This window comes from Humisphaera borealis (assembly GCF_015169395.1).
Taxonomy (GTDB): Bacteria; Planctomycetota; Phycisphaerae; order Tepidisphaerales; family Tepidisphaeraceae; genus Humisphaera; species Humisphaera borealis.
On sequence record NZ_CP063458.1, the window covers coordinates 1,389,995 to 1,414,255 of the forward strand.

The window sequence follows — 24,261 nt, forward strand, 5'->3', positions numbered from 1 at the left end:
CCTATACGAGGACGATTTTCAGTACGACGCCCTTGTCGGTCAGTTTCTTGCGTCCGATGGTGCTGAGCCACAAGCGTTCACCGTCGCTGCTGCGGCCGATGTAGTCGTGCTTGTCGAGCCAGTCGAGCGCGGCGATAAAGACGGGCATGTTTTCAGGTGGACGCATGATCTGTTTGATCTCGACGCCGCTGGAATACTTGCCCAACTCCAGGACGGCTTGAGCGGCGCGTTTGAATCGTGCCGATCGGTCGCCGCTCTTTCGGCCGCGGATCGCGGCGAAACCGTCGAGCAACTGCCGGGGACCCCACGTCAGCAGCATCGCAAACCCAGCGGCCTGTAACTTAATCGAGTCCGAAGCCGCCTCGCCGGCGGTGTATGGCGTCCCGTCGTCTTCGGTCAGCGATCGAACGACGTAGTCCTTGCGGTTCTTTCGCTCGTGCCAGACCAGAAGCGGGATCAGGACGAGCCAGTAGATTCCGAACCATCGAATCCATGACCAACCCAGCGGAACGACGAACCACAAGAGGCTTGCCAGGACAATGCCCACGCCCAGGCACCAGGCAAGACCGACCAGAAACATACCCAGCGACCCGGCGAGACTCATTCGATCTTCCGCAACAAGCAGGTCTTGGACCTGCTTGCGAAGCGACGTTTTTTCGGCCGTCAGTTCCGTTTGCGACATGGGACTACCGTTTGTGAAACAACTTGTGTGCGATACACGGGCGGATCAGCAACAGCGTGTTCAACGATAGCCGATACACAACGGCTTGACAGCCCTTGAACATACCCCTAGCTTCGCCCACTTGGCGCAGGCAGAGGCCGCGCCGAGGCTCATCCGAAAGGCGATCCAACGTGTCTGAGTTTCTCGACGGAAATACCTGCGTTGTCGGTCTGCAATGGGGCGACGAAGGCAAAGGCAAGATTGTCGACTTCCTCACCGAGAATGCGGAGGTCGTTGCCCGATATTGCGGCGGTGCCAACGCCGGCCATTCCGTTCGCATCGGCAACGAAAAGTATGCGACCCACCTGCTTCCCGTCGGCGTTTTCCGCCCGGGTGTGATGAGCCTGATCGGCAACGGCGTGGTGCTCGATCCAGTCGTGCTCTTCAAAGAGATCGACGAGATGGTGGCACGCGGCGTCCCGATCTCTCCGGCCAACCTCCGCGTGAGTTACAAAGCACATCTGGTGATGCCGTACCACCAGCTCGAAGACGCCGCCCGCGAGGCCAAGGCGGGAGCCGGCGGTATCGGCACGACCAAGCGCGGCATCGGCCCGGCGTACGCCGACAAGATGCACCGCACCACCGCGTTCCGCGTCGCCGACCTTCTGCACGAAGAGCGGCTCAAGGAACGGCTGGAGCGCGTGATCACCGACCGTAACACGGTGTTCAAGGCGTTGTACGACGCCCCGCCGCTGAATTGGCGCGAAACGTTCGAGCAGTACCGTGCGTTCGGCAAGCGGATTGAGCCCTACGTCGATGACGTCGGCCACCTGCTGATCGGCTATGCGAAGGAAGGCAAGCGGATCGTGTTCGAAGGCGCGCACGCCGTCCTGCTTGACGTCGATCATGGCACCTATCCGTACGTCACGAGCAGCAATTGCTCGGCGCTGGGCCTCTACACCGGGGCAGGTGTTCCGCCGCAGACGGTCAAGAACTTCTTCGGCATCATGAAGGCGTACAGCACCCGCGTGGGCGGCGGTCCGTTCCCCACCGAGCAGGAAAACGCCACGGGGCAGTACATCCGCGAGCGCGGCAACGAGTACGGCACCACGACACGCCGTCCCCGCCGCTGTGGCTGGTTCGATGCAATGGCCGTCCGCTACTCGGTCGAGCTTTGCGGCATCACCCACATCGCGCTCACGCTGCTCGATGTGCTCTCGGGTCTGGAGCAGGTGAAGGTCTGCACCGGCTACATGCACAAGGGCATCCGGCAGGACTTCTTCCGCGCCGACATGGACGTGCTGGCGGAAGTCGAGCCTATCTACGAAACCTTCCCCGGCTGGAAGCAGGACATCTCGCAAGTCCGCCGCTGGGAAGACCTGCCGCCTGAAGCGAAGTCGTATGTGCAGGCTCTCGAAAAGCTGGTCGGAGCGCCGATTCGGATGGTTAGCGTGGGACCGGAACGGACAGCTACGCTGATCCGTTGAGATTCCCGGGATCGCGGATTTCCATCTCCCCTGCGAGAGCATAAGAAGCTGCGGCTTCGTGGTCTCACTGGTGAACGTCAATTAACGCACAACGATCCCGTCGGCATCGTATAGTTTAAAGAGCTGGCGCAAGGTCTCCTGGGGATTGCAGGGCCTTCGCGCCGATGTACATTGGTCGCGGACAACCACGGGCGGTGGTAGGCGAGGAACCGGGAGTCTTCGCGCATGAGCAGAGATGGACTGTCAGACGGGCCGTTTGCCTCGATTGGGGTGCCTTACAGCGTCGAGTTCTTGTACCCACAGTCCCCGCCGCTGGACGCCGATCTTCTTTCGAAACGAGTCCGTAATTTCTGTCCACAGGCCGAGGCCGCCGACTCCGGCGGCAGGCCGCCAATCCTGATCTCCCACAAAGACCACCCTGTACCGATCGAGATGCACGCCGACGGCGGACCGACCTCCGTGCCCGCGCGCACTGTCGTCATGCCGAGTGAGGCGGTGGTCAACGTGGGCTCGCTGCATGAATCCCTGTCGCAAACGCGCGACTGGGATGCGGCGGTCGAAGCACTTGCCATGTCGACCCGGCGCGTTGTTGTGTCCGATCTGCTGGCCAAAGACCTGCCTGCCCGCGAGCGGCTTGCATTGTTTGAAGCAGTCGTCCTCGGCATCATCGAAGCCGCACGTCCCGTCGCGATCCATTGGAAACCCGCCGGCAAACTGGTTGATCCCGCGGCACTGCTCAAGGCATCGGGTTCGAACAGCGTCGATGCGTTGCCTCAGGCCGCGATCAACGTTCGCATGTTTCGAATTGCCCGCAGCGACGATGACCTGTTGATGGACACGCTGGGGCTGGCGTCACTCGGATTGCCGGATATGCAGGTGCTCTTCCACGGGATGGAGCCGTCGCGCGTCGCGGCGCATCTGTATGCCGTCGCGCTCTACACACTTCGTAATGGAGCACTGGTGGACGAAGGTGAAACGATCGAAGGTCCCACCCGTGGCACGGAGTGGACGGCGCGACGCGGCAAAGCACTGGTCGAACCGGCGCGGCCGGTGTTCGACTTCGATCCCGGGCCGGATTACTCGGTGCATGCTGCATGATAGCGGCTGAGCTGCCGCGACTCTTAACCGTTGCGCAGGAACCAGTTTTTGCAATACGTGTCGGATTTGAAGAACTTGAGAAGCGTCTCGGCGACCTTCTGTCGGCCATTGTTGCTGGGATGTGTGCCGTCCGGGCCCAGGTCGTCCGCCTGGTAGATTAACCCGTCGGCTTTACGCCCCTTCGTGCCGTCGGCCCAGAGATACGCACCCCAGACAGCCACGGGTGCAATCACTTCCCCTTTGCCAGGATCGCAATTCAATTCAGGGTCGCCGACCGCCTGCTTGGCGATCGCCCATTGCACGGAAAACGCCCCTTCATAGGCGAAGGGCTCGGGGTTCAGAGCGGACTTGGCGTACCCGGCATAGATCCGACTGCTGAGGAACGCGAGTTTCAGGTTCGGATAACGCTTCCTGGCGGCGCGCAGAATGTTTTCGAGATCGTCCTGCAACACCTTGGCATGTTGCGGAAAGGCACCAAGCGTTCCCGGGCCCTTGCGTGCCTGCTTGATCCAAACGGCCTGCACCTGGTTTGCAGAAACCTTCGCCGCCGACAACCGTCGTGCGGCCTCGTCGTAGGTTGGCATTTTCGCATCCGTCCAGTCGTCTGCGGCCCGCCCGCCCTGGGCCGCATCAACGATCGTGAGCGACGGAGAAACGTCTTTGTCACCGTCCGCGAGCTCCTTGAAACGGGAGAACTCCTGTGTCGTGTTTGACATGCCGATCGACATCAGCACGACACGTCCAACCTTGGCGTCGGGCTTGCCGTCAACGTCGAGCGGCCGGATCTGTGCGGCGGCCGCCAAGGCGAGTTTCGCGTGGGCCGCGGGCGGTTCGTTCATCCCGTGGCCGTAAAGCCCACCCTCAAAGCCGTTGTAGCGTTGCGTCCCCACAAGCTCTGGCAAAGGCACAAGGCCCGTGGACTCCCTCGGCGATACATTCGCTCGCGCGGCAGGCTGTTGTGACTGACGTCGTGCCTCGCGGGCGCGGTCCAGATACGCTTGCTCTTCGGGCGTGAGCTTCTCACCCTGCTCCGATTTCCGGAGTAGCACACGCGCCCTGTTGAAGTCGATCGCGCCGGCGGGTTTGGTCGCCGGCGTCTGTGCCCACGCCATGACGAAGTCGCCAACGGCAACTGTAATAGTGGTTATGAGCACGATGCTTGTGCCGAGGCGAGCGATTTGACGCATCCAATTCTCCTTGCCCCCGACATGGCTCACTGCAGATTCAACGGACTGTCAGGTTGCATATTACTGTTCGCATCAGCGTGAAGCGTTTTGACGCGGGGATGATACATGCAACGCTCACCACGACCGTTGGTCGTACTGCCGGGCTGGAGGTTTGATGACCGTCGCAGAACTACTGGAATTGGCGGGACAGGACAGCGGACGCGTGATCGAGCGGATGGCAGGGATGACCGATGACGCAGCCGCTCTGAAACTCTATGCCGATGCCGTCAACGAGGCCTACTGGGTGCGGAAGGACCTGGTGGTTACGGTGGCACTGTGCCGGGCCGGTATTCACTGCGGGCTTAATGCGGCCGTTCGATTACCGGATGGCGATTCCGTGCGGCAGGCAGAGCTGCGCGGTAAGGCTAAATCGCTCGCCTACAACCTGGCATCTTTCACCTGGCCAGGATGGGATGAGGCAGGAATCGCCTGTGACACCGGGAGCATCGCCGCGGGATACGACGCGGCCAGGTTGAACGTTCGCTTGGCGCGCGAACTGCAAAAGGGCGAACTCCCCATGAGCCGAGGGCTTTGGATGCTTGCCGGGCACGAACTGTGTCGCAAGCAGTATGCGCTGGCCCGCGATCATTACGAACGGGCGGCTGCACACGCTGCCATCGCCGCCAGTCCCGCAGATGAGGCACTTGGAAAAGCGTTCGCTTCGCTGGTTTCGGTGATTCAGGATCCTCAAGACGCCGACGCACGAATGAGGCTGGAGCATTTGACCGCATTGCTTGGCGAAGTGGAGGAGGGCGCTGCGTTTGTACAGCAGGTCCGAAACGCCGAACGCGTTTTCCTATCAAATGTGTGACAGAGGTATGGAGCTCTTAAGACGGGCTGGCCGCCGCGCGCTGAACGATGACGGCCGTCTGGTCGTCCAACGGGTCTTCGCCGTTGGACCAATCCTTCGCGTACTTCTGAAGGGCACCCAGCAGCTCCTCGGGGCTCGCACGGCGATAGCGGTCGGCGACCTCGGACATGCGCTCAAGGCCCATCTGTTCGCCACTCGGATCGGCGGCCTCGAAGATGCCGTCGCTGGTCAGGATCAGTTGTCCACCGGGCTCAATGGTGACCGGGGGCGGGGCGCCATCGAACCACTTGAGGACGACTCCGAGAGGCTGAACCGGAGGGTCGAGCTGCTCGAGCGGCAGTTCGGGTGAACGTCGAACCAGCAACGGTCCGTGTCCGGCGCTGCTCCACTGCAGGGTTCCGTCGGGCGACAGGAAGCCCAGAAACGCGGTGACGAATTGCCCCCAGTCCAGGTCGTCGGCAAGGCGGGCATTCACGTGGACGAGCAACTCGTGTGGGTCGGTGATCAGTTCCGATAGCGCACGCACTAGTGTCCGGGCCTGCGAGACGACCAGCGCTGGTCCCAGGCCGTGACCACTTGCATCCGCCAGCAGGATGCCCAGTCGACCATCCGGCAACGCCCAGAGGTCGAAGCAGTCGCCACCGGTTACGCTCGCGGGAAGCGTCCAACCGGCACAGAGCAGGCCGGGCACGCTCGGCGGCTCTTTCGGGATCAGTGCCTGCTGGGTGCGGCGGGCCAGATCCATCTCGTGCTTCAGAGCCAGGGCTTCGATCGCCTGTAGCTGGAGCGTGTGGCGCTGAAGTGCAATGCCAGCTTGCTCGGCGAGGAGGCGAACCAGGGACTCGTCCTGTTCCCCGAACGCCCCACCCTTTTTATTGACCGCCTGCACAACGCCCATCGCCCTTCCGTCCAGATCAGCCATCGGAACGGAAAGGAGGTTTCTGGTCAGAAAGCCGGTCTTTCGATCGAACTCTGGATTGAATCGGTGATCTTCGTAGGGTTTGGCAACGTGTACCATGCAGTTACCGCTGAAGGCGGCGCCGACGATGCCGGCCGTGCACGGGACACGGATTTCATTGCTGCCGATTGCGACCTTGGTCCAGAGTTGCTGCGTCGCCGGGTCGTGAAGGAAGATGCTCGCGCGTTCGCAGTGGAGCAGTTGCGTGGCGTACTCGGCGATTTTGCACAGAAGCGTGTCCAGATCCGTCGGGACGGCGAGCATCCGGGACAGATCGAGGATCATCCTCATCTGCGTATCGGTGACATGGGCAACGTCTTCGGCAGTGGCCGTTTCCACCCGCCCATGACGCCGACCATCTACTGGGGTGGCGGGTACGTCTGCGCGCAGTTCCTCTTCATGACCCGGCTGAGGGTCGAGCGTGTCTGAGCGCGGATTGGGAGTTTTCAACTGCACATCCCACCAGCCCGGTAACGGAAATCGAGCCAAAGCCTAGCCCTGAAGAGACCCACGATCGTAGATGCCCTGGGTCGTCTTGGACGACGATCGGCAAAGGGGTTCCAAGTCTGCATCAACCCGAAACACCGATCGACGATCCGTGCATCCCGGCGCAAAGCCCCTGCCGCATAAGACGTTAACATCTGTGTATGGGTTTGGGAAGCAAAAGTCGTCCGGAAGACAAGTGCCCTCTTGCGGGCAGTTCACCAGAAAGAACCCTGCTGGATGCAGAAGAGAGGTCTCGCCAGAAATGTCATCAGAAGCGGCATCCGGCAGACCTGAGATTTCACCACGGTGTTTACCCATGCCGTTCAACTAACGTGGACGACAGGCAGGGCGATTGCATGTTCAGGTCGTTAGCAGACGGAGCAGGTAGTGCTCGTCCCAACCTGCCTTTAACCGTTTCCCGTGGATTCCGTTTTTGATGCTCCTGTCCCGCTTGAGAAGATTGAGCGTCAGCCGGCACAACCGGGAGTAGTTCTCCGCACCATAGCCTTTGCGGATCCGCCGCTCGTCCTCGCGGGAGCTCACGTCCAGTTGCCAGTGCAGCTTGTTCTCGATGGCCCAGTGGCCGCGGATCGCCGCCGCCATCGCCCTGGCGTCGGTCCCTGCGACGCTGCTGATGAAGTAATGCCGCTCGACGCTGCTCTTGCCGGCAAGCACCTCCCGCTTGCGTTCGACCGCGATCACGCCGGCCAGTCCCGGCCACTGCTGACATAGGTCGCCGAGCCAGTGCACTTCGTCCATCACCCACACTTTGCGGGTGTCCAGCCGGCCGTGGTCGGCGTCGAACTCCTCGTGGACGCCGTGGCTCACGTCCTTCATGCCGCCCAGGATCGCTTCGTCCAGCAGCTTCCTGACCTTCGCGTGCAGCGTCGGACGAGGCGAAGCCTGGTCCTCGGCTGGTTCTCCTTCACCGACAGCACGTAGTTGCCGCCGGCATCGACGATCTGTCTGGCGATCTGCGTCTGGCAGCCGGCGGCATCGATCGTCACCGTCGCGTCCTGAATGTCTAACAGGCCCAAAAGCCGCGGGATCGCCTCGATCTCATTGCTCTTGTCATCCACGGCGACCTGGCCGAAGACCATCCGGTGGGCGTCGACGAACGCGCTGACCATGTGGGTCATGTTGTTCCTGGCCCAGGCGTGTTCGAAGGACCGGCGGATGGCCTTGCCGTCGATCGCGATCAGTCGTCCGCCGGCGGACTGTGCGATCGCGCCGACCCAGGCGTTGAAACACTGCTCGAAGGCGTCGGGATGGAGCTTGGCGAAGACGCGACCGAAGGTGTCGTGAGAGGGGATGCCGTGGGGAAGATCCAGGAAGGTTCGAAGCCAGGAGAGCTTGCTCTTGCCATAGAGTTCAACGTCGACCCAGCCGTCGGCGCCGCAGATAACGGCGCAGACGGAGATGACGAGGATGTCGTGGAGTTTGTGAATCACGTTGCAGCCGCGAGGATCGGGGAGGTTGGAAAACGCGCGCAGGGTACCACTGGTCGCAGGGCCATCCATGGCGAAGCTCCGTTTCAGGAGATGAAAGTTGTTACCAGCGAAGCTTCGCGACCGGTGAAGGAGTGATAGCGAGAGAAGTTAGAAAGCGCAACCCGTACAAAACACAACCATCGACAAAAGGAGATGCGATTGCCCTCGGACGACAGGTTCGACATTTCATGATTCCCGTTCGCCTTTATGAGACTAATTGGTAGAATCCCTCGTTGCTCCCGGGCCGATGGCCCGATAATCGGAGTACCGTGCCGCCCTTCTCGTCACCCGCGTAAGCGGGCCGTTCGTGCGGCGATTGCGACAAACGGTTAGGCCGTATTTAGCCTTGTGCTCCCGGCCGAACCAAGAGTTCCTTTTTCTCGGACCACCTCTCTGGTCTCGTCGACGAACCCCGTCGGGTGTCCAGAGGTCGCGTCCGTGATGGGTCGTCGATGTTGCAGCGGCGGGTTCCGCCCGACCGCATGCAGCACTTTCGACTATGGCCCGTTACGCCGCTAACGTCCGGAGGGATCAATAGTCCATGGGCCTAGACCCCCGCTTTCTCACGTCCAACGGGCGTGAAGTCTTCACCGGAAACGAACTTCTCATCAAAGGCGGCCTGGAGGTTGAAGGTGGTGTCCACCTTTACACCGGCTATCCCGGCTCTCCCGTAGCCGGATTCTTTGACGTCCTCGGTGACATCCAGGACATCCTTAAGAAACAGGGTATCCGCGCCTTTCAGGCCAACAACGAAGCGCTTGCGGCCGCCGCGCTGAACGGATCGCAGATGCTTCCCGTCCGCGGGTTGATCGCGATGAAGTCGGTTGGCGTTCATGTGGCAGCGGACGCGCTCGCCCTGGGAAACCTCGCCGGTGCCCACCCGCAAGGCGGGGCCGTCGTGATCTCCGGAGAGGATCCCTGGTGCGACAGCACCCAGGTACCCGCAGACAGCCGATTTCTCTTCGAACACCTGCGCATGCCGGTCGTCGAGCCGGGGACCATTCAGGAAGTCAAAGACTGGATCGACGTCTCGTTCAAGCTCAGCCAGGCTGCGGGCATGTACATCGGGTACATCGTCACGACGGCCCAGGCCGACGGCGGCGGAAGCGTCTATTGCAAGCCCAACGTCTTCCCCGAATTGTCCCAGAAACATCGCATCGAAATGGAAACGGCGAAGGTCGACCTCGGCCGCGTCCTGCTTCCGCCCCGGACTTGGCAACGCGAGTTGCTGACTCCCGAGCGATTTGCCTCAACGATTGCCGCGGCGCGCAAGCTTGGCGTGAACAGGATCATCCCCGCGACCAAGTCCGACAATCCTGAATCCTCGAAGCCCTCCTCTCCACTCGGCTTCATCGTCACCGGCATGGGCGGGCCGTACCTGCAGCATGTGCTGACCGATCTGGGCCTCTCGGGTCAGTTCCCCATCCTGCAGATGGGCCTGAGCTACCCTGCCGACGTTGGGCTGGTCCAGGAGTTTTCAAAGCTCTGCACGACAATGATTGTGATTGAGGAACGCCGAAGCTTCCTCGAGAAGAACATCCGCGACTCGGCGTTCCGCGATCTGCCGGCCGAAGAGGCGATCGAGCTGACGAGCAGGATGTTCGGGAAGAAGTTCCCGACGGCCAAGGGAACCGAAGCCAACGGCATTCCCGAAGTGCGCGGGCTCAGCGTATCGCTGCTCGCTCAGAAGCTCATTCCGTTGATCAAGTCGTTTAAGGAGATCCCCGAGCACCTGCGCAACGGCCGACTGACGGCCGAACTGGAGCGCATTCGCAAGGCGAGCAAGCCGAAGCTGCAGGTGGTCAGCGATCGCCTGATCGCCCGTACGCCAACGTTCTGCCCCGGCTGTCCGCACCGCGACAGCTCGGCGACACTGCTTCAGCTTCGCGAAGACCTCAAGAGCGCCGAGTACATGCAGAAGGTTCACGGCAAGCCGCCGGTGGACCTGGTCGCCCACGGCGACACCGGTTGCTACACGATGCTGATGTTTGCGCCGACCGAACAACTCATGCACAACTACAGTGGCATGGGACTGGGCGCCGGAACGGGCAGCGGTGTCGATTCGTTCATCACGAACAAGCAGCTTGTGTTCATGGGAGACGGCACTTTCTTCCATTCCGGGCAGGTTGCCATCTCCAACGCGGTCAAAGCCGGCCAGGACATTACGTTTATCATCCTGGAGAACGGCACGACCGCGATGACCGGGCACCAGGAGCACCCCGGTACCGAGATCGATCTGCTCGGCAACGAGTCCTACATCCAGGACATCGAATCGATCTGCCGGGCGATGAAGGGCACCAGCCCGCTGACGGTCACCAAGTTGCGACCCGACAATCGCAGCGACTACCGCCAGGCGCTTGAGAAAACGATTCTCGCCGACGGCGTCAAAGTCATCATCGCCGACAAGGAATGCGGCATCACGCACCAGCGCACGGTACTGAAGAACGAGCGAAAGGCCGTCAAAGAGACCGGCTTCCTGCCGACCAAGACACACATGAACGTCACCCCGGAAGTGTGCGAACACTGCCTGGAGTGCACCAAGCAGACGGCCTGCCCGGGGCTGACGCTGGTGAACACCGACTACGGCCGTAAGGTCGATACAGACCTGACCTGGTGCGTGAACGACGGCGCGTGCGAGCGCGTCCGGGTGAACAACAGCTACGGCCGCGATCACAAGCCGTGCCCGAGCTTCGAGCAGATCACGGTCGTCCGATCGAAGCGCAAGCGATACAAGCTCCCGAACATGGAGCTGAGCAAGCTCCCGGACCCCGAACAACTGCACAAACTGACCAACCCCGGCGACGCCTGGCGGGCGCACCTGTCCGGTGTCGGCGGGATGGGTATCGGCGTAGTGAACGCCATCCTCGTCCGCGCCGGTCACAAGGAAGGCTACAACGTCCTCTTCCAGGACAAAAAAGGGCTGGCGATCCGCAACGGCGGTGTGTACTCGCAGATTTCATTCATCCGCGAAGCGGACGAGGAGCGCGAAGCTGGGAGCGGGAAGCTGGAAGGAAAGCCGGGCACTCAGCACTCAGCGCCTACTACACCCACTGGCACCACCGGCTCCATTCCCTTCGGCAAGGCAGACCTGCTTCTGGGCGTGGACATCCTCGAAGCCGCCCGGGCGATCGATCCTCGGGAACAGTTCCGTATCGCGTCGATCGACAAGACGTCGGCGGTTCTCAACCTGCACAAGCAGCCGACCGTCTACACCCTTCTGGGCAAAGAAGACTTCGATCCCGAGCACATGAAGCAGGAGATCGCCGATCACTGTCTTCCCGGCCAGGTGTATGCCCGCAACCTTTCCGAGATCTGCGAGCAGCGGCTGGGGTCGAAGCTTTACGTCAATATCATGATGCTGGGCGTGGCTTATCAGCTCGGGCTGATTCCTGTCAGCTTCCACAGCATTGCCTGGGCGATCAAGGATTCGATTCGCCGGGAGTTCCGTAAGAATCTCAAGGCGTTCAACATCGGCCGGCGGTTGGCCCTCGACGGCCGGGCCCTGCCGAGCCGTCCGGAGCCTGTAACCTGGCAGCAGGTGGTCACCAACAAGGGGCGCATTCTCCGCAAGACCAAGCGGTACAACGCCCAGTGGTGGGGAGAGACCTTTGAGAAGCTTGTCACGGACGCGGCGCTATCCATGCCGAACCTGCCCGATCAGGCCAAGTACGACCTCGCGGTGAGAATCTACGACCTGTTCCAGTACCAGAACGACGCTTTTGCGCTGCAATACATCGCGCTGATCCGGAAGATGTACCAGCGCGACGATGCCCGACGTGACTATGGCGTCACTGTCGCCGCAATCTGGAACCTCGCAAAAGTGATGCTGATCAAGGACGAAGTGTACGTCTCGTACCTGCTCACGCGGTACGAGAAGCACGTTCGCGACGTCGCCAAGTACCATGTCGATGAAGCCAACGGCGACAAGCTCGTCTACCGCCATCACACCAGCCCCGAGTTCAACCTCGGCCCCTGGCGTATTCGGCTGAAGCTGACGACGCGGGATTGGCAGCTCAAGCTCGTCCGCCATATGAAGTGGTGGCGGAAACTACCAGGGTGGCATAAGCGTGAGGTCGCGTTCCGCGACTGGTACATCGCTCTGCTCGATCGCGTGGCATTGGGTTCTCCGGCAGAATACGAGCGGGCCTTGAAGGTACTGAAGTCGCCTGAGGAAGTGACTGGCTACCGCGAAGTCCGTTATCCGAAGCAGGATAAGGCGCGGGAGTGGGTGGAAGCAGAGATGTCGCGTCCGCTGCCTGTGCATCGCCCCGAGTTGCACCTGAACCGCGACGTGCTGGCGACGGCGGCGGCCGAACGCGTCGAAGTCTAAGTGTCGTTGTCGGCTCTGTAGTAAAGTAAAGCCGGCCCATCGTTCGATGGGCCGGCTTTGTTTGTCGAATGCCCTGCTCGTCTCGCGAGCTGGCCAGCTATTGACGTCGCACGAGTTGCATCTCGGTCACCTGTGTGGCGCCGGGGATCATCTGCAGCCCGTTCTTCCAGCCCACCAGCATGCCGGACTGCACGTCGAAGTAGCATTCCGTGCTCTCGTTGGGTCCCTTCTCGACGATCACGGCAACGCCGCCTCGAACACCCGCGAAAATCGTCCGGTAGCCGGTGATGCGGTCTTCGTCGAGGACGGCGTTCGGCTGGAGTTTCTGGATCACACCAGGCGACATCCAGAGCGCGCCGAAGTACATCGCCCCTCCGAAGCATCGCATGCCCTGGCCGCCGTCATTCAGTCCGCCGCGATCGATGTTCTTTACCATCGAGAACTGCGCGACCGCCGTCTTCTTGGTGCCGCCCTGGAAGGCGAAACTCATCGCGACTGGGAACCCTTGCTGCGGGGGCAGTGCGTAGGGCCCCTGCTGTTGCATTTCCAGACGATATCCGCCGCGGAACTCCATCGTGAAGCCTTTGACCGCCCAGGCCGGAGCGTCCTGGTTGGCGCCGGCGAAGTCAATGCTTCGTGCGCCCAGCAGGTTGAACCGCTCGATCGTCACGGAGCCGTTGAAGTGGTGAGTGCCGTCGGGACTCTGAACCGCGAAGTCCGGTGCGCGGTCGCAGCGATAGCCCGCCAACAGCAGGCCTGAATCCAGGTCGTAAGTGAGGCTTGCCGAGCCGTCGCCATTGGTGCGGAAAAGGGCGATGGCGTTGAACTCCTTGCCGAGTGCGGCGTAGCGAACCCGAACGGTCGTCGTGCCGTCCACTTCGCGGCCCTGGGGTATCTGGGCCAGCACCGCCGGGTTCATCCAATAGTCTCCAAGCGCGACCGGATTGCCCGCAACCAGGCTGATGCCGCCGGTGGAGATCACTTTGCCCTGTAGGTTGGCGTCGATCGAGAAGAGCCGCATCTCGGCGAGGATGCCCTTCTCGGTCGCCTCCTGAACGGTGACCGTCTGCATGCTCTCCTGGCCTCGGCCGTTATGGCCCCGAAGGCTGTACCGCTTGCCATTCCTCTCGATAAAGCCATTCGGGTCAGGAACGAGGCTTGCGCCGTTGGTCGTTGAACGGCCGGTGCTCCAATACATGCGATAGCCGGTCTTCATGAACGCAGGAAGCGCCGGACCCCCGGCGGCTGGTTGGCCATTCGGGGTGATCTGCCCGGGCTGATTGGCTGGGGCGGGCTGCGGTTGGGGAACCGGCTGTTCGACGGGTGCCGCGACTTCCTTGCGTTTGAGAATGTGTCGCTTCTTTTCGCTTTGGAGAAGAAGTGTTCCGTCGTCCTGAACGTCGATCGAGATGTCGAATGACTGATTGTCGACTTTGAAGCCCCCGAGCAGGCCGGACGCTTCCGTATACACGCCCGCAAGCGGATGTGACTTCCCGCCGACCGCGATCGTGCCGGTGTAGTTGCCGGTCGAGTCGCCCCGAAGTATCAGGGTGATCTGCTCATTAACGTAAATGCCGGAGATGTCTTTTGGTGCGGCACTGACCGTTGCCGCAAACGCGACAGTCATCAGACCGACGATGGCGGTTGCGATCGAAACTGGGAGGCGACGCATGGTGAACTCCTGCTGAATGAGCGACTTCCAGCTCCGATCTTATCGGGCTGTCGAAATATTTCGACAAGAATCTTGAGACATCCCAAGTGTTCGACCGGCAACAGAGGTTCGGAGAAGTCCGCCCGATCTGGGCGACTGCCCTGTTTCGGTCTGTCGATGCGTCCGGCGCAGCCGGCGAGCCTGCTGGCATAAGACTTGCTCGACGGCCCGCGGCAAGTGGGTGATGAACGGAGCTGGAAGTGACACAAATGCCGTGCTTTCCTTCTGTTCCGGCCTGATAATCTTCAAGCCACCTCTCCGCGCCGCCGACATAACCAGTACAGGTTCCTTGCGCGCTGGAAGGTCCGGCGTAGTGGAAAACCCGACCAGTCGCCCGCTCGCGCGACACCTCGATTCGACGCCCTGACGAAAGCAAACGCCTATGCCTCGCGATATTCCAGTCGGCAACGGACGAATGCTGGTTACTTTCGACGACAAGTACCAGATCCGCGACTTCTACTACCCCCACGTCGGGCAGGAGAACCATGCAGGCGGAAACCCGTTTCGCTTCGGCGTCCATACCGACGTCCCCGGCGAGGGCCGCAGCGCACTGTACTGGACCAGTTCGCCCGGCTGGCAGATCCGTCAGCGTTATCTTCGCGACACGCTCACCACCAGCGTCAGCCTGGAGCACCCCGAACTGCAGTTAGTGGTCTACTGCAACGACTGTGTCGACTTCCACCGAAACATCCTGGTCCGAAAGATCAAGATCAAGAACCTCGCGAACCATGGTCGCATGGTGAAAGTCTTCGCGAACCAGGACTTCAACATGTTCGGGGCGAAGATAGGCGATACGGCCTACTACGATCCCGATCTGCGGAGCATGGTCCACTACCGGGCCAACCGCTACGTGTTGGTGACCTTCTTCGGGTCGGCGCCGGAGGGATCTTCGGCCGACACGATTGGTGCTCAAGGCATCGACGAATACGCCACCGGCACCGCCGGCTTCCATGGTGCCGAAGGCACCTGGCGTGACGCGGAAGACGGCCACCTTCAGGGGAACCCGATCGCACAGGGCGCGGTCGACTCGACCTGCGCCTGCCATGTCGCCGTCCCGCCCCTAGGCGAGAAGGTCATCTACATGGCAATGATCGCCGGGCTAAGTCGCGGCGAACTTGTGGACATGCACTCTTGGCTGCTGCGGATGGATCCCCAGGGCGTCATCGACCGAACCAGTGGCTACTGGCGGCTGTGGGTCGGCGGAACGAACATCAACTTCGGTAACCTGCCGCCCAAGGTCGTCGAGTCCTTCAAGCGGTCGCTCCTGGTTCTGCGAACCCAGATCGACAACGGCGGTGCAATCATCGCCGCCAACGATTCGGACATCATGCAGTTCGCTCGGGACACCTACTCGTACATGTGGCCGCGCGACGGCGCTCTCGTCGCCAATGCCCTGGACCTGGCCGGCTTCTCGGACATCGCGCGCTCGTTCTACACCTTCTGCGCCAAGGTCATCACCGAAGACGGCTACTTCCTTCACAAGTACAACCCCGACGGCTCACCCGCTTCGTCCTGGCACCCGTGGGTGCTTAAAGGCAACCGCGTACTGCCGATCCAGGAAGACGAGACTGCGCTGGTGGTCTGGGCCCTTTGGCGGCACTACTTCCGTTACCGCGACATCGAGTTTATCCGCCCGCTCTGGGTCGATGTCGTTCAGAAGGCCGCCGACTTCATGGTGCGGTACCGCGACCCGCGAACCGGACTGCCCCTGCCCAGCTACGACTTGTGGGAAGAACGCTGGGGCGTCCACGCGTTTACCGTCGCCACTGTGTACGGCGGATTGAAAGCCGCGCACAACTTCGCCGTCGCATTTGGCGACCGCGAGCGTGCCGCCAACTACGCCAAGGCTGCCGAAGAAATGAAGATCGGCGCCGCCAAGTACCTTTTCAGCCCCAAGCTCAATCGCTTCGTCCGTCGACTGGTCCCCAAGGACATGCAGGCACCGCCGGACAGCCCGACCTATCACGAAGATCAGCCTTTGGCATATGAGCCTTCGATCGACGAGGTCTACGAGGTGGACGAGACCGTCGATGCCTCGCTCTACGCGATCTACAAGTTCCACTTGTTTGACGCCGACGACCCCCGCGTCGTCAGCACGATGCGCGCGGTCGAGTCCAAGCTGTGGGTGAAGACCCGCGTCGGCGGCATCGCCCGCTACGAGAACGACTACTACCACCGCATCAGCGACGACATCGCGAGCGTGCCGGGCAATCCCTGGTTCATTTGCACGCTCTGGCTCGCCGACTACCACATTTCCCGAGCCAAGAACACTGCCGACTTGAAGATGGCGATCCCCATCCTGGAATGGGCCGCCGGCCATGCCCTGGAATCCGGCGTGCTCGCCGAGCAGGTGCATCCGTACACGAATGAGCCCTTGAGTGTCGCCCCGCTGACATGGAGCCATGCGACGGTGGTCGCGACGGTCATCAAGTACCTCGAGGCCCTCGAGCAGGCTCAACTCTGCGACACTTGCCAGCATCCGATGTTCCGGCTCCGGAAACGCGGCAGCGTCGAAGTGCGCAACCAGGCCGTCTTCAACCGTCTGGACGCGGACTTCGAGTCCGAAGACGACAGTTCACTTGAAATGGCCAGCCCGTCGGGGCGGGTGGTGGTGCCCGATCCGAAGACCGGCAAGTCGTTGCGGCTGACCCTCTCGATCGACACCCGTGATTGCATCGGCTGCGACGTGTGCGTGGCGCATTGCGACAAGGGCGTACTGCGGATGGTCGAGCAGAAGGCGCTGGTTGATCTGCGGAACCTGAACCAGTGCGACATGGATGGCGCCTGCGTGGACGTCTGCCCGACGAAGGTGGTCGCACTGAGCGTAACGCCCGAGGATGGGATCTCCTTGAGCGATGCGGAAACCGCCAGCCTTAACGACGGGCCCGTCCTGACGCCGCTGGATGAATTGTTCGATGGAACCAGCCACGGGAAGACGCCGAGCCCATCCGAGGCAAAAAAGGGCAACGGGCGAAAACTGCCGATCGTGGGCCGATAATCGTGGCGCCTGCGACGAACTGACGGTTAACGAGGTAGAATGGGCGAAACACTGACGTTCTTCGTGCGTCACTGTCTTAGACAATAGCGGCCGATATGGGGAGCCGCGTCAGTAGTAAGCCATGCGGAGGTAGTCATGAACTCGTCGAGACTGAAGAGCGCCTTTCGGGCCGGCCTTGCAATGGTCGTAGCGGTCACCCTCGTCGCACCGGTATCAGCCCAGGAAAAGAAGAAAAAGGACAATCAGAGCGAGCAGGCCCAGAAAGCGATCCAGAAACAGAAGGACATCGCCAAGGGGTTGGCGGACAAGGCCGCCGGCGATCCGGCCGTGCTGCAGAAGCAACTCGATGAAGCCAAGGCCGCCCTTCAGGCCGAAAAGGATCGGCACACTGCTGAACTTGCCAAGCTGAACGGCGAGTTGAAGACGGCAACCGACGCCGGCCAGAACGGGAAGGTCAAGACGACCGAGAAGGCGATCGAGAAGGAAAACGATCAGTACAACAAGAAGATCGAGAAGCTGCAGAAGGATATAGACGCGGCGCAGGCGAAGGTCGACGGCAAATGAGTGGGGGTCGGTAGTCGGACGGAACACGCCGGATCACGACTCAGAGACTCGACATCCGCAGTGCGGGACACAACCCGATTAAAGAAAAAGCCCACGGACTGCGGTCCGTGGGCTTTTTCGCGCTCCTGACTACGCGACCGCAAATCGCGCTCATTCGCGAACTACGCTCGCCTCGCCTCACTTATCCCATTTGAGCTTGAGCAGCCCGCGCTGCTCCCTGACGAAGATCTCGTCACCGCAAACGACCAGATGTCCCCACGTTTCCTGCTTGCTGATCTTCTTCTGATCGAGCAGCTCGAACTTTTCCGGGTTGTGCTTGATGAGCATCAACTCGCCGCTCGAATCCAGGGCCAACACATTTTTCCCGTCGGTAACGAGCGAGGCATAGTCGCTGAAACCGGCCTTGACGGTCCATTTCTCCTGCCCACTTGCCAGGTCAATACAGCTGAATCGCTTGTCGCGTCGGTGGAGATAGGCATGGCCGTCGATGACGACCGGGGTGCTCATGTTCGCCTCGATCCGCAGCTTCCACGCCTGGGCCGTTGTCAGCGCATCGCCGTCGGCTTTGAGGGTGAGTAACTGGGTCACGCCGCCGTAGGTGCTGGTGAAAATGCCGGCATCGCCGAAGATGACGGGGGTCAGGATGTTCATGCCCCGGAAGCTTTCGATCTTGTTCTGCCACAAGACCTTGCCCGTCGCAGGGTCGACGCCGGCCAGCAGGTTGCGGGTCTGCACGATGAGTTGGTCCCGCCCCGCGACCTTTGCCAGCACGGGGGATGAGAAGGCGCTGCCTTCCATGCCGCCGCCATCGACGAGGGTCCGCCAGATTTCCTTGCCGGTGGCCTTCTCCAGTTTCAGGAAGGACCCGGCGGCCTGAACGTACAGCCCGTCGTCGGTCGCGAGTGGCGAACAGACGAAGCCGAATGTCGGCACGGGGGTTTTGTACCGTTCGACGAAGTCGACGCGCCAGTTCTCCTTGCCGGTGGCGGCGTCCAGGCTCACGAGCAGTTCGCGCATGCCGCCGACATAAAGCGAGGTGCCGTCGAACGCCGGCGTGGACCGCACCCAGCTTCCATTCTTCATGGCAAAGAATGGGACCGTCATCTGCCCCGTCCAGTCGAAGGACCAGAGCTCCTTGCCGGTGGCGCGGTCATAGGCATGGACGAGCTCTTTGCCGCCCTTGGACTCGGCTGTGAAGACCTTATCCACGGTAACAACCGGCGACGGGTAGCCGTCTGCCAGAGCGACGCGCCACACCTCCTTGAGTCCGCCGAGTTTGTCAGGCCATTCGAACGACGCCGGCGCGACGCGGCCGTCACGTGAGGGGCCGCGCCATTGGTGCCAGGTCGGGCTTTCGGCAGCGATTGCCAGCGTGGGGAGGAAAAGCGCGGAGGCAATGACGAGCGAAAAGGGTTTGGCCATGATGCGGGATTGTAGGCAATTGCTTGCAAGACTGCAGTATTGGGGGCAATCCCGACTTGGACGCCGACCAGGCAATGCCCTCTGGAACCTTATCCACAGAACCTTCGCCCCGCTTGCATCCGTCAAGCTGAATAGTGACAATCTGCGTGGCAAGGCGAGGCCCTCCGGGTCTCAGCCGAGCCGGCCGATTATTTGAATCGTATCGCGATTGATCAGGCTCGATAACGATTCATTGCCCCTGCCGCACACTTTGCATTTGGCCGAGTGTGCCACCGGGGTGTTCGGCAGCCTGCTAAGACTGATCGCCGGCCGATGGAGCGGCCGATAGACCGAAGAGTCGCAGCGTTGTGAGGCTCGTCGTTGACGTCTCACTCACCTGCGGCGGCTCGTATCGGTTGCTGGTTCGGGCTCGGACGCCTCCACGTCCCTCCCGTTTCGGCAGCCAAGGATGGCTTGGGCAATGGATAGCTTCCTCATCCGCGGTGGTAACCGCCTCAAAGGCAAAGTCGAGATCTCGGGTTCCAAGAACAGCGCGCTGCCGATTCTGGCCGCGTGCCTTTTGGCCGAGGGCAAGACCGTTCTCAAGAGCGTTCCGCGCCTCAGCGACATCGACTCGATGGTCAAGCTGCTCGGCGAACTGGGCGTTCACGTCTACCGGCACGAACCGACGGAACCCCCTCAAGGCGCGATGCCGCCGCTCAATGGCAACCTCGACATCGAGGTCCGCGACGAGCGCATCAGCGAAGCCCGATACGACATCGTCAAGACCATGCGGGCGAGCATCTGCGTGCTCGGCCCCCTGCTGGCCAAGCGCGGCCGGGCCGTGGTCAGCATTCCCGGCGGGTGCGCGATCGGCGATCGCCCGGTGGACCTGCACGTCCGCGGTCTGCAGAAGCTTGGTGCCGAGTTCCGGACCGAAGGCGGCAACATCGTCGGTACGGTACCTGGCGGACGCCTCCGGGGCTGCCGCATGTACCTCGGCGGGGCGATGGGACCAACCGTCCTGGGCACCATCAACGTCATGTGCGCAGCGGCGCTAGCCGAGGGAGAAACCGTCCTTGTCGGCGCGGCGTGTGAGCCGGAAGTGGTGGACTGCGCCGACCTGCTCATCAAGATGGGCGCGAAGATCAAGGGTCACGGCACGCCTGAGATTCGCATCGAAGGCGTCGAGAAACTGACAGGTGCCGAGCACCGCATCATTCCCGACCGCATTGAATGCGGCACGTTCATGATGGCCGCCGCCATCACCAACGGCGAGCTCGAACTCAAGCACTGCAACCTCGATCACCTGATCGCGGTTCAGGACCGCCTCGACGAAGTCGGCGTTAAGATCACCCGCGAGAACGGTACGATCTTCGTCGCGTCAAGCCGTCGGCTGACGCCCATTGAGATGACGACCCAGCCGTTCCCCGGCTTCCCGACCGACCTCCAGGCGCAGCTCATGGCGTTGCTCTGTCTGAGCGATGGCATGAGTGTGATTACCGAACGCATCTTCCCCGACCGCTTCCTGCATGTCGGCGAGCTCAACCGCATGGGCGGCCGTATCCGCAAGGAAGGTCCGACCGCGATCATTCAGGGCGTCAAGGAGTTCCAGGGTGCTGCCGTAATGTGCAGCGACCTGAGAGCCTCGGCCGCACTGGTGCTGGCCGGCTTGGCATCCCGCGGCGAGGCCCGGCTTGATCGCGTGTACCACATCGATCGCGGCTACGAGAAGATCGAGCAGAAGCTTAAGGCCGTCGGGGCTGATATCGAGCGCGTCAGCGAGCGGTAGGCTCCGCCCTCACGGTTTAAACCAATTCGCCGTCGACACTTTGTCGTGTGTGGCGTTGGGCAAATTGAACCAAAGTGTCCATCGCGATGACGTCGCGATGGACACTTCTCTTTTAGCATACAGTCGCCCGCAGGCCCGTTCGGCTTGGATGTCATATCGGGCTTGAAGACCGCAGGCGTCTCCCGAGTGGATGAGCGAAGCAACCTCATCGGTTAAGCCAAGTCCGTCGACGATTGCCCTGAAGTATTCAGTCAATCCGACTGAACTTTGGCGAACCGCTGGGTCGTCGCTTCGGATGGTTGCCGGTACTCCAGTCGTCAACAGAGTCCGGCCTTGGCCATCAAGGAAGTTCTAATGGTCCGAATTCTCATCTGGGACCTGCCCACTCGACTTTTCCACTGGATGCTGGCGATCGGCGTTCTCGCCGCCTTCGGGATTGCTCAGTTCGCGGGTGAAGACAGCCCGTTGTTTCCTTACCACTCGCTTGTCGGCGTGATTCTGGGGGTGATCGTTCTATTGCGCATTGCCTGGGGACTGGCGGGCACACGATATGCAAAGTTCTGTTCCTTTCTGTTCAGTCCGCTGAGCGTGATCGCATACATGAAGGGCGTTGCGACGGGCGGCGGAGTCAGACATCTGGGTCATAACCCAGGCTCGAGCTATGCCATCTTTCTTATGCTCGCTCTGGTGCTGCTGATCGCGACAACCGGCCTGCTGATGGGAGGAGGAAATGAAGCGTTCGAGGACATCCACTCGATTGCGGCCTATGGCCTTATTGCCGTCGTGGTCGTTCATGTCGCCGGTGTTTTGATTCACACCATTCGATTCCGCGAGAACATCACGGCAAGCATGTTCATCGGGACAAAGCAGGGAGAAGCGAGCGAATCGATTCAATCGGCCGCACCGATCAGCGCGGCAATCTTCATGGTGGTGGTTTCAGTGCTCGCCGCAGGACTCTTTCGCAACTACGACGTGGCGGCACGACGGACGACGGTTCCGATGACTGGAATCGTGATTCACCTGGGAGAGGTCGAGGGGGAGAACGGACCAACGCAGCACAAGCCGGGAAACGACGACTAGACTCAGCATCGTGCCACGCTCAGATCCTGAGTACCTGTCGATGCGTCATTCCGCTCGATCGCGCCGCAACTGCCTGGAAGCGGTGTCACGCCATGCGCCCGTTCTTGACGCTCTGTCCCGGCATGCACTACAACACCGAAACCTTCGCCGGGCGATCAGACCGGAAGTCGTGCCGGCTGATGGCCAGTTTCTTTTCCACCTAGGCGATGCCTTTTCCTCTCATCGAATCCTGGCTCGGAAGCGTCGCCGCAGCCCCCACAAATGACCTTGCTTTTTCCATGCGCGATTGGGTGTTCGAGCGGATCGGCTTGCCGCTGAATCCGTGGACCGATGTCGCATTCGGCCTCTTCCTGATCGCAACCGTGTTCATCGGCATCATCTCGTTGACCGCGTTGCTTGGCATTTGGGGCGAGCGGAAGGTCGCCGGGCGCATTCAGAGCCGCCACGGACCCAATCGCGTGGGGCCGGTCGGCCTGCTCCAATCCATCGCCGACGGCGTAAAGCTGCTGACCAAGGAAGACCTCGCCCCCAAGGCGGCGGATCACCTGCTGTTTCGGTTGGCCCCATACCTGGCATTCGTACCGGTGTTCGTTTCATTCCTGGCACTGCCTTTCGGGCCGGAGATGACCTTTGAGCCTCGGCTGGCGGTCGGCGTGTTCTGGATCCTCGCGATCCTGTCGGTTGAGGTTCTGGGTGTGATCCTTGCCGGCTGGGCCAGCAACAACAAATGGGCCGTGTACGGGGCCATGCGTGAAGCCTGCCAGATGGTGAGCTACGAAATCCCGCTGGGCCTCGCGATCATCACCGCCGTACTGACGGCCGGCTCAATGAATCTGGTTCATCTTGGGCACCTCCAGTCGGGCGGACTGCACACCTGGATCATTTTTAAGAGCCCGTTCGTGTTCGCGGCTTTCTTCGTTTACTTCGTCGCCGCATTGGCGAGTAACAAGCGTGCCCCGTTCGACCTGCCCGAGAGTGAGAGCGAACTGGTTGCCGGTTATCACACCGAGTACTCGGGCCTGCGGTTCAGTTTCTTCTTCTTCGCCGAGTACGCCGGCATGTTTGTCGTCTCGGCGATTCAGGTGGCGTTGTTCCTGGGCGGCTGGAACGATCCGTTCGGGCTGCTCGGCTACTACCACCATCATTTTCTCCACGATCCTGCCGGCGCTAACGGCTTCGGCCTGGTCGCGGTCAATCTGATTGGCGTCGGCGTGTTCATGGGTAAGTGTGCGATCCTGATCTACATACAGATGTGGATCCGCTGGACCCTGCCGCGGCCTCGGATTGACCAGGTGCTGTATGTCTGCGTGAAGGTATTGCTGCCGCTGTCCTGCGTCCTGCTCCTGGGGGCGGCAATTTGGGCCCTGTTGATTCCCGGCCAGGCCGGCGTCCCGTGGCGCGACTACATGCCGTTTACAATGGAGGCCTGGAAGACAGCGTATGGCGCGCTGGCCACCCAGAGCGTGCTGGCGGCGGCGGGCGTTGTGCTCGTGGCCACGGTCTTGGCGTGGATCGCACACGCTTTCGTCACCGGTCGGAATCTCAAGCAGCGTTTGACCGAACCGGCCCCAATTGACCCCGCACCTGCGAAAGTGCAAAAGCCCTCCGGACCGACCGCAGAGACCAAGGCGGTGCTGACATGACACTTGCCGCTTCACCGCTCAGCGAGGTGCTACTGTTCTATATGCTGGCTGTCATTGCCGGCGGCTCGGCGATCGCGGTCGTCGTCAGTCGGAACATCGTGCGGATGGCTGTCGCGCTGATGTTCACTCTCGTCGGCGTTGCCGGGATCTTCTTCCTGTTGAATGCCGAGTTCCTTGCCGCCGTGCAGTTGGTCGTCTACGTCGGTGGGACACTCATCCTGATCGTTTTCGGTGTCATGCTCACCAGCAGTTCGCCGTTTGCCCAGTTCTCGGCCACCCGGGCCGAGATCGCCGCCGCCATCACCCTGGCGGTTGTATTGCTCGCGACGGTCATTCTCGCGATACCTTACGGCGGTCCGCCGGGCGGGATCGCACCGCGAGCCATCGACGGTCAAGCCCCCTACCCGATGACGTCGCTCGGGGTCAGTTTGATTGGCGAGTACCTGTTGCCGTTCGAATTGGTCAGCGTGCTCTTGCTGGCGGTCATGATCGGGGCGGCCTACCTGGCAAAGGCCAGGAAGTAGT

General features: G+C 61.4%; 18 protein-coding genes and 1 pseudogene. 11 read left to right on the top strand and 8 right to left on the bottom strand.

From position 1 onward, the window contains the following. Position 1: 1 nt before the first annotated feature. Positions 2-682 (bottom strand): hypothetical protein, encoded by a 681-nt coding sequence (locus tag IPV69_RS05145; protein ID WP_206293846.1) that lies wholly within the window; start codon positions 680-682, stop codon positions 2-4. Between the two features lie 170 nt (positions 683-852). Here IPV69_RS05145 and IPV69_RS05150 point away from each other — a divergent pair, with 170 nt between their 5' ends. Both IPV69_RS05150 and IPV69_RS05155 read left to right on the top strand, forming a co-directional pair. After that, the gene (locus IPV69_RS05150) at positions 853-2,148 is read left to right on the top strand and encodes an adenylosuccinate synthase (protein WP_206293847.1); all 1,296 of its coding nucleotides are present in this window, start codon (positions 853-855) and stop codon (positions 2,146-2,148) included. A 432-nt stretch (positions 2,149-2,580) separates the two neighbouring features. Next, a complete protein-coding gene (locus IPV69_RS05155) occupies positions 2,581-3,246 on the top strand; it encodes a DUF4261 domain-containing protein (protein ID WP_206293848.1) in 666 nt (221 codons plus the stop codon). 23 nt (positions 3,247-3,269) lie between these two features. On the opposite strand, the gene IPV69_RS05160 is transcribed toward IPV69_RS05155, so the two are convergent. Continuing rightward, positions 3,270-4,433, bottom strand: a complete 1,164-nt coding sequence (locus tag IPV69_RS05160) for a hypothetical protein (protein ID WP_206293849.1) — start codon at positions 4,431-4,433, stop codon at positions 3,270-3,272. Between the two features lie 154 nt (positions 4,434-4,587). On the opposite strand from IPV69_RS05160, the gene IPV69_RS05165 reads away from it, so the two are divergent. Next, positions 4,588-5,283: a hypothetical protein gene (locus IPV69_RS05165; RefSeq protein WP_206293850.1), complete on the top strand. Its 696-nt coding sequence runs from the start codon at positions 4,588-4,590 to the stop codon at positions 5,281-5,283. A 16-nt stretch (positions 5,284-5,299) separates the two neighbouring features. Here the strand turns inward: IPV69_RS05165 and IPV69_RS27140 are convergent, their stop codons facing one another. Then, the gene (locus IPV69_RS27140; protein WP_241179969.1) at positions 5,300-6,028 is read right to left on the bottom strand and encodes a PP2C family protein-serine/threonine phosphatase; all 729 of its coding nucleotides are present in this window, start codon (positions 6,026-6,028) and stop codon (positions 5,300-5,302) included. Positions 6,029-6,136: 108 nt separating this feature from the next. Beyond that, positions 6,137-6,532: pseudogene (locus IPV69_RS27845) on the bottom strand (GAF domain-containing protein); the annotation flags it as partial. Between the two features lie 15 nt (positions 6,533-6,547). Here IPV69_RS27845 and IPV69_RS27850 point away from each other — a divergent pair. After that, on the top strand, positions 6,548-6,670 hold the full coding sequence (locus tag IPV69_RS27850) for a hypothetical protein (protein WP_390884378.1): 123 nt from the start codon (positions 6,548-6,550) through the stop codon (positions 6,668-6,670). Positions 6,671-7,087: 417 nt separating this feature from the next. Here IPV69_RS27850 and IPV69_RS05175 read toward each other — a convergent pair whose 3' ends face one another. Both IPV69_RS05175 and IPV69_RS05180 read right to left on the bottom strand, forming a co-directional pair. Continuing rightward, positions 7,088-7,564 carry an ISAs1 family transposase gene (locus IPV69_RS05175; RefSeq protein ID WP_206292843.1) on the bottom strand — a complete coding sequence of 159 codons (477 nt, stop codon included), beginning with the start codon at positions 7,562-7,564 and terminating at the stop codon, positions 7,088-7,090. Beyond that, the gene (locus IPV69_RS05180) at positions 7,561-8,247 is read right to left on the bottom strand and encodes an ISAs1 family transposase (protein WP_206290838.1); all 687 of its coding nucleotides are present in this window, start codon (positions 8,245-8,247) and stop codon (positions 7,561-7,563) included. The genes IPV69_RS05175 and IPV69_RS05180 overlap by 4 nt, the downstream gene beginning before the upstream one ends. A 511-nt stretch (positions 8,248-8,758) precedes the next feature. Between IPV69_RS05180 and IPV69_RS05185 the strand changes: the two genes are divergently transcribed. Continuing rightward, positions 8,759-12,547, top strand: a complete 3,789-nt coding sequence (locus tag IPV69_RS05185; protein ID WP_206293852.1) for a DUF6537 domain-containing protein — start codon at positions 8,759-8,761, stop codon at positions 12,545-12,547. A 97-nt stretch (positions 12,548-12,644) separates the two neighbouring features. On the opposite strand, the gene IPV69_RS05190 is transcribed toward IPV69_RS05185, so the two are convergent. Further along, on the bottom strand, positions 12,645-14,219 hold the full coding sequence (locus IPV69_RS05190; RefSeq protein WP_206293853.1) for a hypothetical protein: 1,575 nt from the start codon (positions 14,217-14,219) through the stop codon (positions 12,645-12,647). Between the two features lie 421 nt (positions 14,220-14,640). On the opposite strand from IPV69_RS05190, the gene IPV69_RS05195 reads away from it, so the two are divergent. Both IPV69_RS05195 and IPV69_RS05200 read left to right on the top strand, forming a co-directional pair. Beyond that, complete coding sequence (locus IPV69_RS05195) at positions 14,641-17,256, top strand: glycoside hydrolase family 15 protein (RefSeq protein WP_206293854.1); 2,616 nt, start codon at positions 14,641-14,643, stop codon at positions 17,254-17,256. Positions 17,257-17,391: 135 nt separating this feature from the next. Then, positions 17,392-17,820: a hypothetical protein gene (locus IPV69_RS05200; RefSeq protein WP_206293855.1), complete on the top strand. Its 429-nt coding sequence runs from the start codon at positions 17,392-17,394 to the stop codon at positions 17,818-17,820. A 177-nt stretch (positions 17,821-17,997) separates the two neighbouring features. Here the strand turns inward: IPV69_RS05200 and IPV69_RS05205 are convergent, their stop codons facing one another. After that, a complete protein-coding gene (locus IPV69_RS05205; RefSeq protein WP_206293856.1) occupies positions 17,998-19,242 on the bottom strand; it encodes a PQQ-binding-like beta-propeller repeat protein in 1,245 nt (414 codons plus the stop codon). Between the two features lie 460 nt (positions 19,243-19,702). Between IPV69_RS05205 and murA the strand changes: the two genes are divergently transcribed. From murA to IPV69_RS05225, 4 genes are all read left to right on the top strand, one after another. Next, on the top strand, positions 19,703-21,013 hold the full coding sequence (gene murA, locus IPV69_RS05210; protein WP_206293857.1) for a UDP-N-acetylglucosamine 1-carboxyvinyltransferase: 1,311 nt from the start codon (positions 19,703-19,705) through the stop codon (positions 21,011-21,013). A 333-nt stretch (positions 21,014-21,346) separates the two neighbouring features. After that, positions 21,347-22,093 (top strand): cytochrome b/b6 domain-containing protein, encoded by a 747-nt coding sequence (locus IPV69_RS05215; RefSeq protein ID WP_206293858.1) that lies wholly within the window; start codon positions 21,347-21,349, stop codon positions 22,091-22,093. Between the two features lie 206 nt (positions 22,094-22,299). Further along, positions 22,300-23,736: an NADH-quinone oxidoreductase subunit NuoH gene (nuoH, locus tag IPV69_RS05220; RefSeq protein ID WP_206293859.1), complete on the top strand. Its 1,437-nt coding sequence runs from the start codon at positions 22,300-22,302 to the stop codon at positions 23,734-23,736. Then, positions 23,733-24,260: an NADH-quinone oxidoreductase subunit J family protein gene (locus tag IPV69_RS05225; protein ID WP_206293860.1), complete on the top strand. Its 528-nt coding sequence runs from the start codon at positions 23,733-23,735 to the stop codon at positions 24,258-24,260. The genes nuoH and IPV69_RS05225 overlap by 4 nt, the downstream gene beginning before the upstream one ends. Position 24,261: the final 1 nt, after the last annotated feature.